Genomic DNA, 16,866 nt, shown 5'->3' on the forward strand with positions numbered 1-16,866 from the left:
GTCCCACGCGCCGGAGTCGCCGCCGGCCGTGCCGCTGGTCGTCCCGCTCACGATGTGAGGCCCTCCTGCGCCGCGTACGTGCGCCTGGCCTGCGACTCGCCCAGGCTGTGCCGGTGCTCGATGGCCTCCAGCCGGTCGGCGTCGAGGAGTTCGTGCACGCAGTTCATCAGCGTCTCCAGATCGACGACGCCGATGTACTCGCCGCGCCTGCCGGTCACCGCCACGCGCCCCCCGCTGTCGGTGAGCACCGCCTCCAGCGCGTCGCGCAGCGTCGCGTCCCGCGTGACGGTGTCGTGCACGAGCGTGCCCGCGCGGGCCAGCGAGCCCTTGGCATGCGTGAGATCCCCGCGCCGCAGCCATTTGTACGGGCGCTGCTTCGGGTCGAGCAGCAGCACCTCGTTCGTGGTGCCGGTGCCGAGCATCTCCGAGATCGTCTCCAGCGGCTCGTCGACGGTGGCGGTGGGGACGCCGACGATCTCCACGTCCCGTACACGGGTGAGGTTGAGCCTCTTCAGCGCGGCGCCCGCGCCGACGAAGCCGGAGACGAAGTCGTCCGCGGGGTTGGTGAGAATGGCCTCGGGGGTGTCGAACTGGGCGATGTGCGACTGCTCGCGCAGCACGGCGATGCGGTCGCCCAGCTTGATGGCCTCGTCGAAGTCGTGCGTGACGAAGACGATCGTCTTGCGCAACTCGTGCTGCAGCCGGATCAGTTCGTCCTGCAGATGGTCGCGCGTGATGGGGTCGACGGCGCCGAACGGCTCGTCCATCAGCAGCACCGGCGGATCGGCCGCCAACGCCCGTGCCACGCCCACGCGTTGCTGCTGCCCGCCGGAGAGCCGGCGCGGGTAGCGCCCGCGGAACTCGGCGGGGTCGAGGCCGACGAGGTCGAGCATCTCCTCGACGCGCGCCTTGATCTTCGGCTTCGGCCAGCCGAGCATCTTCGGCACCTGGGCGATGTTCTGCGCGACGGTCATGTGCGGGAAGAGCCCGGACGACTGGATCGCGTAACCGATCTTGCGGCGCAGCTTCACCGCGTCGATGCCGGTGACGTCCTCGTCGTCGATGCGGATGCGGCCCGAGGTGGGCTCGATGAGACGGTTGACCATCTTCAGGAGGGTGGACTTGCCGCATCCGGACGGGCCGACGAGTACGACCGTCTCGCCCGCCTTGATCTCCAGGCTGACGTCGTCCACGGCCGCTGCCGGGGAGCCGGCGTAGCGCTTGGTGAGCCCTTCGAGGCGGATGGTGGCGCCGGTCGCCTCCGGTGGACCGGTCGTGCCGGACGGACCGGTGGCGGCCGTGGCGGTCGCGGCGGTCGGCGGTGCGTCCCCCTCCGGTGAGGCGCCGGGCTGCCGGGGTGTCCCGGAACTCCCCTCCGCCGCCTGCCGTTTGGCCCCGGAGCCGGATGCTGCGGATGTCTCAGGCACGTATCCCCCTCGGGGTGGTCAGGCGCCCGACGACGACGTATGCGCCGTCGAAGAGCAGAGCGAGCACGACGATGCCGAGAGTCCCGGCGAGCACTTGGTTGAGGGCGTTGGCGCTGCCGAGCGAGGCCACGCCGCGGAAGATGGAGTTGCCGAGGCCGGGCCCGGAGGCGAAGGCCGCGATGGCGGCGATGCCCATCAGCATCTGTGTCGACACCCGGATCCCGGTGAGGATCGGCGGCCAGGCCAGCGGCAGTTCGACCTTCAGCAGCTGCCTGCCGCGTGACATGCCGATGCCGCGTGCGGCGTCGACGAGCGCGGGATCGACGCCCCGCAGGCCGACGATCGCGTTGCGGACGATCGGCAGCAGCCCGTACAGCGTCAGCGCGAGGACCGTGGGGGCCACCCCGAGGCCGACGAGGGGGATCAGCAGGCCGATCAGGGCCAGCGACGGCACGGTCAGGATCGTCGCCCCGGCCGTTGTGGCCAGGTCGCCGGCCCACTCGCTGCGGTACGTCAGCACGGCGATCGCGACGCCGATGACGGTCGCGGCCACCATGCACTGGAACACCGCGCTCGCATGCTGGAGGGAATCCGCCAGCAGCTGGGTATGGCGGTTGCCCAGGTACTCCCAGAAGCTCACTCCGGTACCCCTCGCGTCATCGAAGCCTCCCCGTCCTTCCTTCCCGTCCTCGTCGCGCGGGCGACGACCCTCGTTCACCTGCACCGCGTGCTCTTGTGCCCGCCGACGGCGGAATGACGCGTCACGAGTTCACAACAGCGGACCGCCGCCGGACGCCTCTCCTTCGGCGGCCTGCCGGACGAGCGGGACGATTCGCAGCGGCACCGGGTTCTCCATGACGATGGCCGTGGAGGCCCGCACGATGCCGTCGAAGCCCACCACGCGGTCGATCACACGCTGCAGATCCGCGTTGGACCGTGCGACGAGGCGGCAGAGCATATCCCCGTGGCCCGTCGTCGTATGCAGCTCCAGCACTTCCGGTACGGAGCCCAAGTGGGCCCGTACGTCCGCGCCTTGACCCTGCTTGATCTCCAGGGTGGCGAAGGCCGTGACCGGATATCCGATGGCGGCGGGGTCGACGTCCGGGCCGAAGCCGCGGATGACTCCCGCCGTTCTGAGCCGCTCCAGACGCGCCTGGACGGTGCCGCGGGCGACGCCGAGCCGGCGGGACGCCTCCAGCACGCCGATCCTCGGCTCGTCCGCGAGCAGTTCGAGCAGTCGTCCGTCGAGCCGGTCGATACCCACAGGTTCCCTTTCAGTAACCGTTTTGCTGAGCACCTTGTACAGATCGTCCGGCGTGGAGCCGTACACGCTGTGCAAGATGACCAGTGAATACGCAAAGTATTGCGCACCTTGTGAACCGGGGGGAGCCTTGAGGCATGACTGAGACCACCCACGCAGCCCCCAGCGCGACATCTCACGAGGATGCCCGGGAAGCCGACCCCTTCCCGGTCAAGGGGATGGACGCGGTCGTCTTCGCCGTCGGCAACGCCAAGCAGGCGGCCCACTACTACTCCACGGCCTTCGGCATGAAGCTCGTCGCCTACTCCGGACCGGAGAACGGCAGCCGCGAGACGGCGAGTTACGTCCTCGAATCGGGCGGCGCCCGCTTCGTCCTCACCTCCGTCATCAAGCCCTCCACCGACTGGGGCCGCTTCCTGACGGAGCACGTCGCGGCGCACGGCGACGGAGTCGTCGACCTGTCCATCGAGGTCCCGGACGCGCGCGCCGCGTACGAGTACGCCGTCGCACAGGGCGCCACCGGCCTCGTCGAGCCGCACGAGGAGACGGACGAGAACGGCACCGTCGTGCTGGCGTCCATCGCCACGTACGGCAAGACCCGGCACACCCTCGTCGAGCGCTCCGGCTACAAGGGCGCGTACCTGCCCGGCTACGTGGCGGCGGAGCCGATGGTCGAGCCCGGCAGGCGCAGGTTCCAGGCCATCGACCACTGCGTGGGCAACGTCGAACTCGGCAAGATGAACGAGTGGGTTGCCTTCTACAACAAGGTCATGGGCTTCACGAACATGAAGGAGTTCGTGGGCGACGACATCGCGACCGAGTACAGCGCGCTGATGTCGAAGGTCGTCGCCGACGGCCACCGGAAGGTGAAGTTCCCGATCAACGAGCCCGCCGTCGCCAAGAAGAAGTCGCAGATCGACGAGTACCTGGAGTTCTACGGCGGCGCGGGCGTCCAGCACATCGCGCTCGCCACGAACGACATCGTCGCGACGGTACGGGAGATGCGCGCCGCCGGCGTCCAGTTCCTCCAGACCCCGGACTCGTACTACGACACCCTCGGCGAGTGGGCCGGTGAGACACGGGTGCCCGTGGAGACGCTCCGCGAGCTGAAGATCCTCGTCGACCGTGACGAGGACGGCTATCTGCTGCAGATCTTCACCAAGCCGGTCCAGGACCGTCCGACCGTCTTCTTCGAGATGATCGAGCGGCACGGCTCCATGGGCTTCGGCAAGGGCAACTTCAAGGCCCTCTTCGAGGCGATCGAGCGCGAACAGGACAAGCGCGGCAACCTCTGAGGCGTGGCCCGGCCGACGGGCCGGGCGCCCGGGGGCGCGGCGACGGGCGCCGCGCCCCCGGGCATTTTCTGTGCGGCTGTGCGGGTGTGCGGCTGTGCGGGCGCGCGGCCGCTGCCGCCGTGCCGCCCGCCGGGCCCGGCGGAGGGGGCTGCGCGCGGCCGTTGGGTGCGTCGCGGCTGTTGGCACGCTCGCCTGCGCCCATGTCGGGGGTCCGCGGCCTGCCGCTTGCTGCCGTCGGCCGTCGGCCGACGGCAGTCGGCCGCGGCGGCGTGTTCCGTGGCCAGCGACCCCGGGCGCTCGCCCGCGGCTCGCACCGCGCCCGCGGGCTCGCGGCTCTCGTTTGCCTCGACGCCTCGACGCCTCGACGCCTCGACGCCTCGACGCCTCGACGCCTCGACGTCTCGACGCCTCGACGCCTCGGCGTCGGCCGTTCCGGGCCGGGTCCGGCGCCGCCGCAGTCCGCATCCCTGCCGGTTGGCGGCAGTCCGCGTCGGCTGGAACGCCGGGGCCGGAACGCCGCGGCCGGAACGCCGCGGCCCGGACCCGCGGGCGTTTATCGGCGGCCCGCACCGCGGCCGGCCCGGGCCGAAGCCCGGCGTGGCCCGCCGTCTGCGTCCCGTCGCCTGGCGCCGGCAGTCGACGCGACGGCAGTCCGTCCGGGGCCGGAATGCCGCGGCCCGGACCCGCGGACGTTTGTCCTCGGCCCGCGCCGGAGCTGCGGCCCGCGGCTCGCGTATGACTCGGCCCCGACTGCGTCGGCTGGCGGCAGTCCGCTGCGGCCGGAACCCGGAGGGCGTTGCGCGCGGCCCGCGGTCGGCCAGTCACCTCGCGGGCGTTGGCCCGCGGTCGGCAGTGGGCGGCACGTCGGCCGTTCCGGGCCGGGTCCGGCGCGGCCCGCCGCCTGCGTCCGCGTCGCCTGGCGGCCCTCCGCCCGGGGCCGGACCCCCGGCCGGAACCGCGGGCGCTTGCCCGCGGCCCGCACCGCAGCCCTGGGCCCGCGGCCAGCCGCCCCCGCATATCTCGGCGCCGCCCCGACGGCGCCCCCCGTACGGCCCGGCCTTCCCGGCGGTGCGGGCAGGTGCGACGCTTTGCTGCATGAGCGAGTTGATCCAGCGGCTCAGGGACGGTCTGCCCGGGAGCGCCGTACTCACCGACCCCGACGTGACCGGCTCCTACGCCCGCGACCAGGCCGACTTCTGCGAGGCCGGCACCCCCGCCGTCGTCGTGCTGCCGCGCACCGTGGAAGAGGTGCAGCACGTGATGCGCACGGCCACCGCCCTGCGCGTCCCCGTCGTGCCGCAGGGCGCCCGCACGGGGCTGTCGGGCGCCGCGAACGCCTCCGACGGCTGCATCGTGCTCTCACTGATCCGCATGGACAAGATCCTGGAGATCAGCCCCGCCGACCGCATCGCCGTCGTCGAGCCGGGCGTCGTCAACGCCACGCTCTCCCGGGCTGTGGGTGAACACGGCCTCCACTACCCGCCGGACCCCAGCAGCTGGGAGCAGTGCACGATCGGCGGCAACATCGGCACGGCGGCGGGCGGTCTGTGCTGCGTGAAGTACGGGGTCACCGCCGAGTACGTACTCGGCCTCGACGTCGTGCTGGCCGACGGCCGATTGATGTCCACCGGCCGCCGCACGGCGAAGGGCGTCGCGGGTTACGACCTGACGCGGCTGTTCACCGGCTCCGAGGGCAGCCTCGGCATCGTCGTACGGGCCGTGCTGGCGCTGAAGCCCCAGCCACCCGGGCAGCTCGCGCTGGCCGCGGAGTTCCCCTCCGCGGCCGCGGCCGGCGAGGCCGTCAGCCGGATCATGGAGAGCGGCCACGTCCCGTCCCTGCTGGAGCTGATGGACCGCACGACGCTGCGCGCGGTCAACGCGCTCAACGACATGGGACTGCCCGAGTCCACCGAGGCGCTCCTGCTCGCCGCCTTCGACACCGACGACCCCGGCGCCGACCTCGCCGCCGTGGGCGCGCTGTGCGAGGCCGCCGGCGCGAGCCAGGTCGTACCGGCCGAGACGAAGGCCGAGTCGGAGCTGCTGCTCCAGGCCCGGCGCAGCGTCCACTGGGCCCTGGAGGCCCTGCCGGGCACGACGATGATCGACGACGTGTGCGTGCCGCGTACGAAGCTGGCCGAAATGCTGGAGGGCACCGCGGCCATCAGCGAGAAGTACGGGCTGACGATCGGTGTCTGCGCACACGCCGGCGACGGAAACACCCACCCCACCGTCTGCTTCGACCCGGACGACGAGGACGAGACGCGCCGCGCCCGTGAGGCCTTCGACGCCATCATGGCCCTCGGCCTCGAACTGGGCGGCACCATCACCGGCGAACACGGTGTGGGAGTCCTCAAGAAGGAGTGGCTTGCCCGCGAACTCGGCCCGGTCGGGCTGGAGTTGCAGCGCAGGATCAAGGAAGTCTTCGATCCGCTGGGCCTGCTGAACCCGGGCAAGCTCTTCTGAGCCGCTCCGGGCGCGGTGTGCGTCGCGGGGCGGCCCGCCGCGCAACTCGGCGCGGTGCGGGAGAAGTTCACGCTCGACGCAGATTCGCCGGATCGGGTGAAAGGCGGAGGGAAAATCAGCCTGACGTCTCGGCGTCGCCCGCCTCTTCGGGCTGTCCGGGATCGGTGAGACAGACGCCGCCTTCGCCGCGGCCGGCGCTCAGCAGTTCCGCCAACGCCGCGTCCATGCCGAGCACTTCGCCCTCCGCGCCCGCGGGCACGGCCCGCAGGGTGCGTTCCAGCCAGCCGGAGACGGCACCCGCCGGAGTCTCCAGCAGGGCGTCGCCGTCCGGGGACGAGAGCGCGACGCAGATCACGTCGCGGTCGCCCACCTTCGCCGGCCACACCCGCACGTCCCCTTCGCCGCACGGGCGGAAGACGCCCTCGACGAGCAGTTCACGCGCGAAGGTCCAGGTGACGGGCGCACCCGGGCCGACGTGGAAGGCGATGTGCACGGCGTAGGGATCTTCCGCGCGGTAATTGAGGCAGGCCTGCACGGGCAGGCTGTGCTGGGGCGAGAGCACAAGCCGGATCTCGAGCTCGCATTTGACGAGGAGGTTCATCGGACCGCCCTTTCGTGATCCCGTGATCAGTCGCGCAGCCTGTGGTGGCGTGCACTGAAGAGGGCCCAGGCCGTGGCCGGTTACGCGTATGGCGTCATTCTCCCTCCGGAGAGGGCATATGCGTCCAGTCCTGCGGGGGCGAGTCGTCCGTCCCGCCCGGTAGACGTGGACACTACGCCTCACGGTTCCGCCGCGCCGGTCAACTGCCGAGTAGCTCCGCGGGAGTCGGACGGACGCCGGCGCGGTGCCGTCCGTCAGGGCGTGTCCGGCACACCCCGCCCGCGGGGGCGGGCCTCGCCCGGGACGCCGGGCGGACAGGGGCTTTTCACGCTTTCCGCCCGGCCCGTGCCGTGGGCCGGTACGCGGTACGGGCGTCCCCGCGTCATTCTTCGTCCGCGAAGTGCCCGTGGGCGCCGGTGGGGTGGGCAAGTTGTCGGCCCTGTCTGGTAGATGTGGACACTACGATTCACGGATGCTCCCTCTGGTTCTCCGCGGAGCACGTAAGCCACAAGACGACACAACGGTCGAACAGATACGGGACCTGGACAATATGAGCGCGCCCCTCTCTGGATCCTCCGGCGGCAGCCCCGCCCCTGGCTTCTATCCGGATCCGTCCATCCCCGGCTACATCCGCTACTGGAACGGCTCCTCGTGGGTGCCCGGCACCAGCCGCCCCGAGCCGGAAGAGGGCGAGGAGATGCCCACGCCGCCGTCCGCGGCCGCGGCCTCCTCGGCGGTCACGCCGCCCACCTGGGAAGAGCCCGCTCCGGCGGAGGAGACCGGGCCGGTCTTCCTCGACGAGGAGGCGGCGAGCGGACCCGGTCCCGAGGCCCAGGTCCCCGCCGCGCGCAGCGGCGACCCGTCGCTTCCCGAGGTGCGTCCGCGGGGCGAGGTCGCGCCCGCCGGGCCCATCGACTGGGACGACCCCAGCAGGCTGTACGGGCAGAGCCCCGAGCCGGCATCCGCCTGGCAGGCCGACGTCTCGCGGCAGACGGGCTTCGCCGGACAGAGCGAGGAGCGGATCTCGTGGGGCCGTGGCGAGAGCGGCGGCGAGCCGGGCCCCGAGAGCCCGGCGGCCGCCCCGGGTGCCGCGGCCGACCCTCGCGGCGGCTGGGGAAGGCCGGAGGAGGAGAGCGCACAGGGGCGTACGGACGCCGGTGCGGGCGCCGCGGGCGCTGCAGGCACGGGATCACCGGGATCACCGGGCTCCGCGGGTTCGCCCGGATCACCGCCCCGCGAGGGCACGTTCCAGATGCGCGCCATGAGCCCCGAGGCGCTCAGGCAGGCGGCTCAGCAGGCGCGCGGTGCGGACGGCACCGCCTCCGGGGCGCAGCCCGATCACACCGTCGGGCTGCGCCGCTCGGACGTGGCACCGCCGGACGCGGGCGGACAGCCCCCGTCAGCGCCCTCGGCGCCGCCCGCACAGTCCGCCGCCCCGGCCCCCTCGGTGCCCGGCCAGGGCCGGCCCGCGCAGCCGCAGGCCCCGGTCCAGCCACAGGCTCCGGACCAGGCGCAGCCGGTCCAGCCGCAGGCTCCCGGCCAGGGAGCTTCCGGCGGGGGCGCAGCACATGCGTTCCAGCAGGCGCCGCCCGCCGTCCCGCAGCAGAGCGCCCCGGCACAGCAGCAGCCCGCCGCCCCGGGTGCCGCGCAGCCCTCGTGGGCCCAGCAGGTCCACGACCTGGCAGGCGGTGGCGCCCGCGAAGGCGGCCAGGACGCGCACGGTGCCCCCGGTCCGGACGCGGTGATGCCCTGGCGTCCGCCGCCGGGCGCGGACCCGTTCTCCCAGGCCGCCCAGGAGGCGCGGCCCGCCGCCCTGGGCAAGCGTTTCGGTGCCCGCCTGGTCGACGGCTCGCTCACCGCGGCCGTGGCCGTGGCCGTCGCCTACCCGTTCGCGGGCAAGGCCGTCGATCATGTGCAGGCGAAGATCGACGCCGTCCGGGATGCCGGCGAGACCAAGACGGTCTGGCTGATCGACGGCACGACCGGCGGCTATCTCGCCGTCGTCCTCGGCGCCCTGCTCCTCTTCGGCCTGCTGTACGAGGTGCTCCCGACCGGACGGTGGGGCCGCACCCTCGGTAAGAAGCTGTTCGGGCTGCGGGTGCTGACCATGGAGCAGCAGGACAAGCCGGGCTTCGGCGGCGCGCTGCTGCGCTGGCTCACGTACGGCGTGCTGTCGGCCCTGGTGATCGGCGTGCTCAACGTCCTGTGGTGCGTCTTCGACCGGCCCTGGCGCCAGTGCTGGCACGACAAGCTGGCGGGCACCTTCGTCTCCAAGGACTCGGGCCAGATCCGCCTCTGAGGAGCCCCCGAGGAAGTACGGGCACCCGCCCGGCGGCCGTCACCCCGATGACGCCCGCCGGGTGCGAGGTGACGCGGGCCGCGTTCCACTCGGCCCATGAGTACGGATCAGCCGAGCAACGACCCGTTCCGCAAGCAGGGCCCGTCCGGGGAGGGGAACGAGCCGCCCTCCTACGGCGACTCCGCCGGTCCGTACGGCACTCCGCCCCCGCCGTCCGGCGGCCAGGGCGAGGACCCGTACGGCGGCGGTCCGTACGGCGGCGCGGGCGGTCCGTACGGCAGCGGTCCGTACGCCTCGAACCCGTACGGGGACATGGCCGGCGCCGCCGACCCGCTGGCCGGCATGGCGCCGCTCGCCTCCCGTGGCAAGCGGCTGCTGGCGCGGATCATCGACGCGCTGCTGATCGGAATCCCCATCGGTCTCATCATGGGGTTCGCGCAAGGCGGTTGGGCAACGGACGACAGCGGGCGTACGTTCGGCCAGCAGGCCGTCTACACCCTCGTCTACCTCGTCTACGAGGCGCTGATGCTCAGCAACTCCGGGCAGACGGTGGGCAAGAAGCTGATGCGGATCAGGGTGGCCGTACTCGCCGACGGCACGGTGCCGCGCGGAGCCCCGGCCTGGATCCGCTCGCTCGTCTACCACTTGCCGCCGCTGGTGCCCTGCGTCGGCTTCATCTTCTGGCTCGCGAACGTGCTGTTCTGCACGTGGGACAAGCCCTACCGGCAGTGCCTGCACGACAAGGCGGTGAAGACCGTGGTCGTCGCCACCGACTGACCGGACGGAGCACGGACGGGCCGCGCACAGAAGGGAATCGGGAACCGGGCGCCGGCGAATCCGCCGGCGCGCCGCCGGTCAGGAGCGCAGCGAGGGCTCCGCCACGCGCCTCGTGGCCCGCCCCGCGGCACCGTCGTGCCGCGCGTGGATGCGGGAGGCCGAGGAGGTCCGTGCCCGCACCGCTCCCGCGCGTGCACGCGAGTCGCCGTGTACGCGACGGGCCGTCTGCAATCCTGGAACCGTGAGTGCCACCAGCACACCGACCGCCAGTGCGCCCACGGCGATCAGCGCGACTCCCGGCCCTGACTGGACACGGGAGAGCAGCAGCATCGCGAGGGTCGAGCAGACGACGGTGGCCGAACCGTAGGCAAGCTGTGCGGGGGTCGGACGCGGCATGGCGTGATCCGTCCTCGGGAGACGTGTCGGGGGTGGGGCCGTCGGTCGAGCCGGTTCGAAGGCACCGGGTGCCCGTCGAACGACTCTACGGTCCGGGATTCCCGGACGGACACCACGGTAAGCGTGAGCCGGGACACGTCGAAGTCGCACAGGGGGCGCACGGACGCACAGCGGCTGATCGTCCCAACTGACAGAGGCACACCGCCGGTTGCGTACGCAGCACGAATCTGCGTATCAGGGTCTGTCTTTTCTCACTCCGCTGCTGTCAAATACCTCTGTCCACACACTCCACAGGGGAGGGCACCTCAGAGGTGAACGGCAGACGGAGATCCAAAAGATCGAGGGCAGGAGCGCTGACGATAGCCGTCGCTGCGCTCGGTGCGACCGCACTCATACCCGCGAGCGCGGCACAGGCACAGCAGGCGCAGTCACCCGCGGCCAAGTCGGCACACCCCGCACCGCAGTCCGCGGCGGCTCAGCCCGGTGCCCCCGGGGGCGCGCACGGGCACAGCGAGGACAACCTTCCGGGCCCGTTCGACAAGGAGCGGGACAAGCAACGTCAGGCGGCCCTGCAGCAGTTGGCACAGGGTGACGCCAAGACGGTCCAGCGCAAGGGCTCCGAGGTCGTCAAGCTCGACAACGGCAAGTACGTCGAGCTGGCGAGGCAGAAGACGGACAAGATCTTCACCATCCTCGTGGAGTTCGGCGACAAGGTCGACGAGGAGTACGGCGGCGACCCCGGCCCCGTACACAACAAGATCCCCAAACCGGACCGCAAGAAGGACAACTCGACGTTCTGGAAGAAGGACTTCAACAGGGAGCACTTCCAGAAGCTCTACTTCTCGGACAGGACCGAGGACTCGGTCAAGAGCTACTACGAGAAGCAGTCCTCCGGCCGCTACTCCGTCGACGGCACCGTCTCCGACTGGGTCAAGGTCGACTACAACGAGGCCCGTTACGGCTCCAACTACTGCGGCGACTCCAACTGCCCGACCGTGTGGGACGCCATCCGCGACGGCGTCGAGAAGTGGGTCGAGGCGCAGAAGGCCGCCGGCAAGACCGAGGAGGAGATCGCCGCCGCGGTAGCGGAGTACGACAAGTGGGACCGCTACGACTTCGACGAGGACGGCGACTTCAACGAGTCCGACGGCTACATCGACCACTTCCAGTTCGTGCACGCCGGTGAGGACGAGTCCGCGGGCGGCGGCGCCCAGGGCGAGGACGCCATCTGGGCGCACCGCTGGTACGCGTACGGCAGCGACGCCGGCAGGACCGGTCCCGAGGAGAACAAGGCCGGCGGCACCGAGATCGGCGACAGCGGCATCTGGGTCGGCGACTACACGGCGCAGCCGGAGAACGGCGGACTGGGCGTCTTCGTCCACGAGTACGGACACGACCTGGGCCTGCCCGACCACTACGACACCACCGGCGGGGGTGAGAACTCCGTCGGCTTCTGGTCGATCATGTCCGTGGGCTCCTGGCTCAACAAGGGCAAGGACGCCATCGGCGACTCCGCCGGCGACATGAACGCCTGGGACAAGCTCCAACTCGGCTGGCTGGACTACGACAAGGCCAAGGCGGCCACCAAGTCGAAGCACACGCTGGGCACGCACTCGTACCAGACCAAGAAGAAGCAGGCTCTGATCGTCGAGTTGCCCGAGAAGGACGTCACCACCACCATCACCAAGCCCGCGGAGGGCGAGAAGCAGTGGTGGAGCGGCAGTGGCGACGATCTGCGCAACACCCTCTCCCGCAGCGTGGATCTGACGGGCAAGTCCAAGGCGTCGCTGGACCTTCGGGGCTGGTGGGACATCGAGGAGAACTACGACTTCCTCTACACCGAGGTCTCCGAGGACGGCGGCGAGAACTGGCGGCCGGTCGACGGCACGGCCGACGGCAAGCCCATCCCGCGCGACGGCAGCGACCAGCCGGGGCTCACCGGGGTGTCGGAGTCGTACCGCGATCTCTCCTTCCCCCTCGACGAGTTCGCGGGGAAGAAGATTGATGTTCGCTTCCGCTATCTGACGGATGGTGGGGTCGCCCAGAAGGGCTTCGCCGCGGACGCGATGAGCGTCACCGCGGACGGCGAGAAGGTCTTCGAGGACGGCGCCGAGGGCGAGGACGACAACGGCTGGGAGAAGAAGGGCTTCTCGCGCATCGGGGAGTCCTTCACGAAGGCCTACCCGCAGTTCTACATCGCTGAGAACCGCAACCACGCCTCGTACGACAAGGCCCTGAAGTACGGCCCGTACAACTTCGGTTGGGCCTCCACGAAGCCCGACTGGGTCGAGCGCTACGCGTACCAGAAGGGGATGCTCGTCTGGCTCTGGGACACCTCTCAGCTGGACAACAACGTCTCCGCGCACCCGGGCGAGGGCCTGATCCTGCCGGTGGACTCGCACGCGAAACCGGAGAAGTGGTCGGACGGCAAGCCGCTGCGCAACCGCATGCAGGCCTACGACTCCACCTTCGGCAAATTCGCCACGAAGGGGATCACTCTTCACAATGACGGCAAAGCGGTGAGGGTCAAGCCGAAGAAGGGTGTTTCCGTCTTCGACGATCGCAAGGGGACGTACTGGTACGAATCGAACCCGACACAGAGTGTCAAGGTTCCGGACACCAACACCCAGATCAAGATCGTGAAGCAGTCCCGCTCGGGTAAGACGATCACCCTCCAAGTGAGACCTTCCACAAATTAATTTGCATCGTTGCAGGTCAAAACATGATCGGCCGTTGACCCCCTGGCGGGCAGCGGCCGATCGCGTTTAGATGCGTTGTACGGGCCTCTTCGGAGGTCCACCGGAACAGTCTCGCGGGGGTGTTGTTGATCATGGCTGGAGGCGGATTCGTCCAGCTGCCGGACGGGAGCGTGATCGTCGCGCTCACCCTTCCGGTTCCGGGCCGGCGTGCACCCAGGCACCCGGACCCGGAGACGGGGGCGACCACGGACGCGGGCCCGGAACCGGCCACAGGAGGCCGGCAGCCGGGCCCCGTACGGCAGGGCCGCAGGGGCGGCCCGCACGACGGTCTGATGCCGGAGCGCCGGCCCTGGTCCGCCCATGCGGTCGAGGCGCACACGGTGCGCGCCGTCACTGCCAGGTGGCAGGGCGACGAGCCGCGCGTACGCGTGCTGGTCCACTCGCTCAACCGTGCCCGCGCCCTGACCCGGCTGCGGAACCTGGGCATGCGGGCGGTCTATCTGCGGGGCAACGCGGAGCCGCCGTCCGCCGACGAGATCACGGCCGTGCTGCACCACCCCGACGGTCTGGTGTGGCGGGCGACTCCGGGCGACGACCGCGAGTCGTGGCACCCGATCGAGTCCCTGCTGCGCCCCTCGGCCCGCGTCCGCACGGGCTAGCCCTCGCGGGCGGCTCGGCCGAACGTGCGGGCCGGCCCTCGCGGGCGGCTCGGCCGAACGTACGGGTCCACGACCGTCGTCACCCTTGGCTTCGCCCGGGGAGCGCTGCCCGGGTTGCCGGGCACGTCCCCGGCCCGGGGCTCAGACGGAGGGCGTGGCCCCCGGTCCAGGCTGCCGCGACGGTGGGGGTCCACCGCGTGCGGTGAGCGTCCTCCGGCTGGACGGACGGGTTGCGGCCGTCGTCACGGCGCCGGCCTCTTCCCGCGTGGCCGGTCGTCCCGCTTTGGGGGAGCTGCCCCGAGGCCGGTGCACGTCCCTGATCCAGAGCTCAGGCGGAGGGCGTGGCCCCCGGTCCAGGCTGCCGCGGCGGCGGAGTGCTCTGAACAGGGACCCGTAGCAGATCCAAGCTGCCGCGACGGTGGGGGTCCACCGCGTGCGGGGGTCCGGCAGCATGGCCGACCGCGTGCAGTGACGGCGGACGAGGCACTCAGCGCCCGTCCTGGCCCATGGCGCGGGGCCGCGGGAAGGCGCGTAGTTCGGCAGGGCAGGCCGCTCCGCGCGGCACCGCGGACGCACGGCTCATGGCCGCGCTCGCGGTCAGGCGTGTGGCCTTGAAGCCGCCGCGCGCAGCGCTGGGCGCGCCGTGGCGACGGTCCTGGGGCACGGCACGGCCCTCTGTGGCGGGCAGCCGCTCACGCTCCGGCAGCGCAGCGGGGCGGGCGCATGCCCGCGCGGCCCCCGCACGCGGATGTGCTGCTCACGCCCCGGCGGCCAGCGTTCCGTGGCGCGGAGCCCGGGGACGGCTCACGGCACCGCACCCGGACGTGCGGCTCACGCCCCCGCGGCCAGCGGCCCGCGGCGGGCGGTCACCCCTCGCGGAGGACCGGCGTGCCCGACAGCCGTACGCCCGCGTCGCGCATCTCGTCGAGCGCGTGCTGCGTGGTGACGGGTGCGACGCCCGCCGTGAGGTTCAGCAGGACCTGCGTGCGGAACCCCTCGGCGGCCGCGTCGAGGGCGGTCGCACGTACACAGTGGTCGGTGGCGATGCCGACGACGTCGACCTCGGCCACGTCCCGCTGCCGCAGCCACTCCGTGAGCGGAGTGCCGTTCTCGTCCGCGCCCTCGAAGCCGCTGTACGCCGCCGAGTAGGAGCCCTTGCTGAACACCGCGTCGATCGACCCGGCGGCGACCGCCGGTGCGAAGTTCGGGTGGAAGCCGACGCCTTCGGTCCCGGCGACGCAGTGGGGCGGCCAGGAGTGGGCGAAGTCGGGGTTCTCGGCGAAGTGGTCGCCCGGCTCGATGTGGTGGTCGCGCGTCGCCACGACGTGGTTGTATCCGGCGGAGGCGTCGCCGATGAGATCGGTGATGGCGGCGGCCACGTCCGACCCCCCTTTGACCCCGAGGCTTCCCCCTTCACAGAAGTCGTTCTGCACGTCTACGACGATCAGTGCCCGGTGCATTCGAATGCCTTTCGGGGTGGGGGGATCACGGTGAAGGGCGGTCGGCACGACCCTAGGGAATCAGCCGCCGTCGTGGGAGGTCCCACGCACGGCTGTCACACGTACTCCGTCGGCAACACCGGTTCGCCGCGTGAGAGTTGCATCGCCGACATCGGCAGTTCGGCGAGCGCCCGCCTGTGCCTGTCCCGTGCCGCGTCCAGCGGCTCTCGTGCGACGGTCTCGCCGCCGCGTACGAGCTGGACCTGGAGCTGATGTTCCCTCAGCCCGTCGGGGACGGGGCCGGTGCCGAGGACCTCGGCCGCCGCGACGCCGGCCTCGTCGGGGCGGCGCGCCGCCCATTTCGCGCCGCCGGCCGAGGACTTGCCGCCCATCGACTTCTTCGCCACGGCGTGCAGCGGTGCCTCCGCCCCGGCGGAGGAGGCTCGTGCGACGAGCTTGTAGACCATCGCGCAGGTGGGGTGGCCGCTGCCGGTGACGAGCTGGGTGCCCACCCCGTACGCGTCGACCGGTGCCGCCGCGAGCGAGGCGATGGCGTACTCGTCGAGGTCGCTCGTGACGACGATCCGCGTGCCGGTCGCGCCCAGTTCGTCCAGTTGGTGGCGGACCCGGTGGGCGAGCAGCAGCAGATCGCCGGAGTCGATGCGCACCGCGCCCAGTTCGGGCCCCGCGATGTCGACGGCGCTCCGCACGGCCTCGGAGACGTCATAGGTGTCGACGAGCAGGGTCGTACCGCTTCCGAGTGAGTCCACCTGGGCGGTGAAGGCGTCGCGCTCGCTGTCGTGTAGCAGCGTGAAGGAGTGCGCGCTGGTCCCGACGGTGGGGATGTCGTAGCGGAAGCCGGCCGCGAGATCCGAGGTGGAGTCGAAGCCTCCGAGGTACGCGGCGCGCGATGCCGCCACGGCGGACAGTTCGTGGGTGCGCCTGGCGCCCATCTCCACCAGAGGACGCCCGCCTGCGGCGACCGCCATACGGGAGGCGGCGGCGGCGACCGCCGAGTCGTGGTTGAGGATCGAGAGGATGACGGTCTCCAGCAGTACGCATTCCGCGAAGCTGCCTTCCACGCGCATCACCGGCGAGCCGGGGAAGTAGACCTGACCCTCTGGGTAGCCGAGGATGTCGCCGCCGAAGCGGTAGCCGGAGAGCCATTCGAGGGTGGGCCCGTCGACTATGTGCCGCTCGCGCAGGTATTCGAGCACCTGGTCGTCGAAGCGGAAGTTCTCCACCGCGTCCAGTACGCGGCCGGTGCCGCCGACGACTCCGTAGCGCCGGCCCTCCGGCAGCCGCCGCGCGAACACCTCGAAGGCGCACCGGCGTTCGGCCGTGCCGGCACGCAGCGCGGCCTGGAGCATGGTGAGTTCGTACTGATCGGTGAAGAGCGCCGTCGACGGCACGGCCACCGGCAGTCCCCTGTCGGCCACGGTCACTTGAACTCCTTGCTTCGGCGAGCCCCTTGGACAGGGGTGTTGCGGGGTCCGAGCGTACAACAGATTTCGTCAGGGTGACGATATCGGTCGTGGCCGTTTGGCCAC

The 16,866-nt window shown here is 71.4% G+C and carries 13 protein-coding genes; 6 read left to right on the top strand and 7 right to left on the bottom strand.

The genetic code is table 11. The features are described from left to right. Positions 1-47: 47 nt before the first annotated feature. The 3 genes from AN215_RS15495 to AN215_RS15505 all read right to left on the bottom strand — a co-directional run bounded on the left by AN215_RS15495 (position 48) and on the right by AN215_RS15505 (position 2,691). Entirely contained in the window at positions 48-1,244 is a 1,197-nt protein-coding gene (locus tag AN215_RS15495; protein ID WP_070013960.1) for a betaine/proline/choline family ABC transporter ATP-binding protein, read from the bottom strand. A 175-nt stretch (positions 1,245-1,419) separates the two neighbouring features. Then, positions 1,420-2,067, bottom strand: a complete 648-nt coding sequence (locus AN215_RS15500) for an ABC transporter permease (RefSeq protein ID WP_070013587.1) — start codon at positions 2,065-2,067, stop codon at positions 1,420-1,422. A 129-nt stretch (positions 2,068-2,196) separates the two neighbouring features. Further along, a complete protein-coding gene (locus tag AN215_RS15505; protein WP_070013588.1) occupies positions 2,197-2,691 on the bottom strand; it encodes an Lrp/AsnC family transcriptional regulator in 495 nt (164 codons plus the stop codon). Positions 2,692-2,825: 134 nt separating this feature from the next. On the opposite strand from AN215_RS15505, the gene hppD reads away from it, so the two are divergent. After that, positions 2,826-3,983 (top strand): 4-hydroxyphenylpyruvate dioxygenase, encoded by a 1,158-nt coding sequence (gene hppD, locus AN215_RS15510; RefSeq protein WP_070013589.1) that lies wholly within the window; start codon positions 2,826-2,828, stop codon positions 3,981-3,983. Between the two features lie 1,095 nt (positions 3,984-5,078). Beyond that, positions 5,079-6,446, top strand: coding sequence for an FAD-binding oxidoreductase (locus AN215_RS15515; protein WP_070013590.1), 1,368 nt, complete (start codon positions 5,079-5,081; stop codon positions 6,444-6,446). 115 nt (positions 6,447-6,561) lie between these two features. On the opposite strand, the gene AN215_RS15520 is transcribed toward AN215_RS15515, so the two are convergent. Next, the gene (locus tag AN215_RS15520; RefSeq protein ID WP_070013591.1) at positions 6,562-7,047 is read right to left on the bottom strand and encodes an SsgA family sporulation/cell division regulator; all 486 of its coding nucleotides are present in this window, start codon (positions 7,045-7,047) and stop codon (positions 6,562-6,564) included. 550 nt (positions 7,048-7,597) lie between these two features. Between AN215_RS15520 and AN215_RS15525 the strand changes: the two genes are divergently transcribed. Both AN215_RS15525 and AN215_RS15530 read left to right on the top strand, forming a co-directional pair. Then, on the top strand, positions 7,598-9,346 hold the full coding sequence (locus AN215_RS15525; protein ID WP_070031193.1) for an RDD family protein: 1,749 nt from the start codon (positions 7,598-7,600) through the stop codon (positions 9,344-9,346). A 96-nt stretch (positions 9,347-9,442) separates the two neighbouring features. After that, positions 9,443-10,123: an RDD family protein gene (locus AN215_RS15530; RefSeq protein WP_070013593.1), complete on the top strand. Its 681-nt coding sequence runs from the start codon at positions 9,443-9,445 to the stop codon at positions 10,121-10,123. Between the two features lie 78 nt (positions 10,124-10,201). On the opposite strand, the gene AN215_RS15535 is transcribed toward AN215_RS15530, so the two are convergent. Next, on the bottom strand, positions 10,202-10,519 hold the full coding sequence (locus tag AN215_RS15535) for a hypothetical protein (protein ID WP_070013594.1): 318 nt from the start codon (positions 10,517-10,519) through the stop codon (positions 10,202-10,204). 311 nt (positions 10,520-10,830) lie between these two features. Here AN215_RS15535 and AN215_RS15540 point away from each other — a divergent pair, with 311 nt between their 5' ends. After that, the gene (locus AN215_RS15540; RefSeq protein WP_107374382.1) at positions 10,831-13,218 is read left to right on the top strand and encodes an immune inhibitor A domain-containing protein; all 2,388 of its coding nucleotides are present in this window, start codon (positions 10,831-10,833) and stop codon (positions 13,216-13,218) included. 332 nt (positions 13,219-13,550) lie between these two features. Next, a complete protein-coding gene (locus AN215_RS30395; RefSeq protein WP_245694573.1) occupies positions 13,551-13,877 on the top strand; it encodes a hypothetical protein in 327 nt (108 codons plus the stop codon). Between the two features lie 866 nt (positions 13,878-14,743). Here the strand turns inward: AN215_RS30395 and AN215_RS15550 are convergent. Both AN215_RS15550 and AN215_RS15555 read right to left on the bottom strand, forming a co-directional pair. After that, positions 14,744-15,337 carry an isochorismatase family protein gene (locus AN215_RS15550; protein WP_070013595.1) on the bottom strand — a complete coding sequence of 198 codons (594 nt, stop codon included), beginning with the start codon at positions 15,335-15,337 and terminating at the stop codon, positions 14,744-14,746. Between the two features lie 95 nt (positions 15,338-15,432). Then, positions 15,433-16,761 carry a nicotinate phosphoribosyltransferase gene (locus AN215_RS15555; RefSeq protein ID WP_070013596.1) on the bottom strand — a complete coding sequence of 443 codons (1,329 nt, stop codon included), beginning with the start codon at positions 16,759-16,761 and terminating at the stop codon, positions 15,433-15,435. Between the last annotated feature and the right edge of the window lie 105 nt (positions 16,762-16,866).

Origin of the sequence: Streptomyces abyssalis (assembly GCF_001751365.1) — a bacterium.
GTDB lineage: Bacteria > Actinomycetota > Actinomycetes > Streptomycetales > Streptomycetaceae > Streptomyces > Streptomyces abyssalis.

Excerpts from the sequence above, each read along its gene's own strand:
- hppD (WP_070013589.1), top strand. The coding sequence starts at position 2,826 with ATGACTGAGACCACCCACGCAGCCCCCAGCGCGACATCTCACGAGGAT.
- AN215_RS15515 (WP_070013590.1), top strand. The coding sequence starts at position 5,079 with ATGAGCGAGTTGATCCAGCGGCTCAGGGACGGTCTGCCCGGGAGCGCC.
- AN215_RS15520 (WP_070013591.1), bottom strand. The coding sequence starts at position 7,047 with ATGAACCTCCTCGTCAAATGCGAGCTCGAGATCCGGCTTGTGCTCTCG.
- AN215_RS15525 (WP_070031193.1), top strand. The coding sequence starts at position 7,598 with ATGAGCGCGCCCCTCTCTGGATCCTCCGGCGGCAGCCCCGCCCCTGGC.
- AN215_RS15530 (WP_070013593.1), top strand. The coding sequence starts at position 9,443 with ATGAGTACGGATCAGCCGAGCAACGACCCGTTCCGCAAGCAGGGCCCG.
- AN215_RS15535 (WP_070013594.1), bottom strand. The coding sequence starts at position 10,519 with ATGCCGCGTCCGACCCCCGCACAGCTTGCCTACGGTTCGGCCACCGTC.
- AN215_RS30395 (WP_245694573.1), top strand. The coding sequence starts at position 13,551 with ATGCCGGAGCGCCGGCCCTGGTCCGCCCATGCGGTCGAGGCGCACACG.
- AN215_RS15550 (WP_070013595.1), bottom strand. The coding sequence starts at position 15,337 with ATGCACCGGGCACTGATCGTCGTAGACGTGCAGAACGACTTCTGTGAA.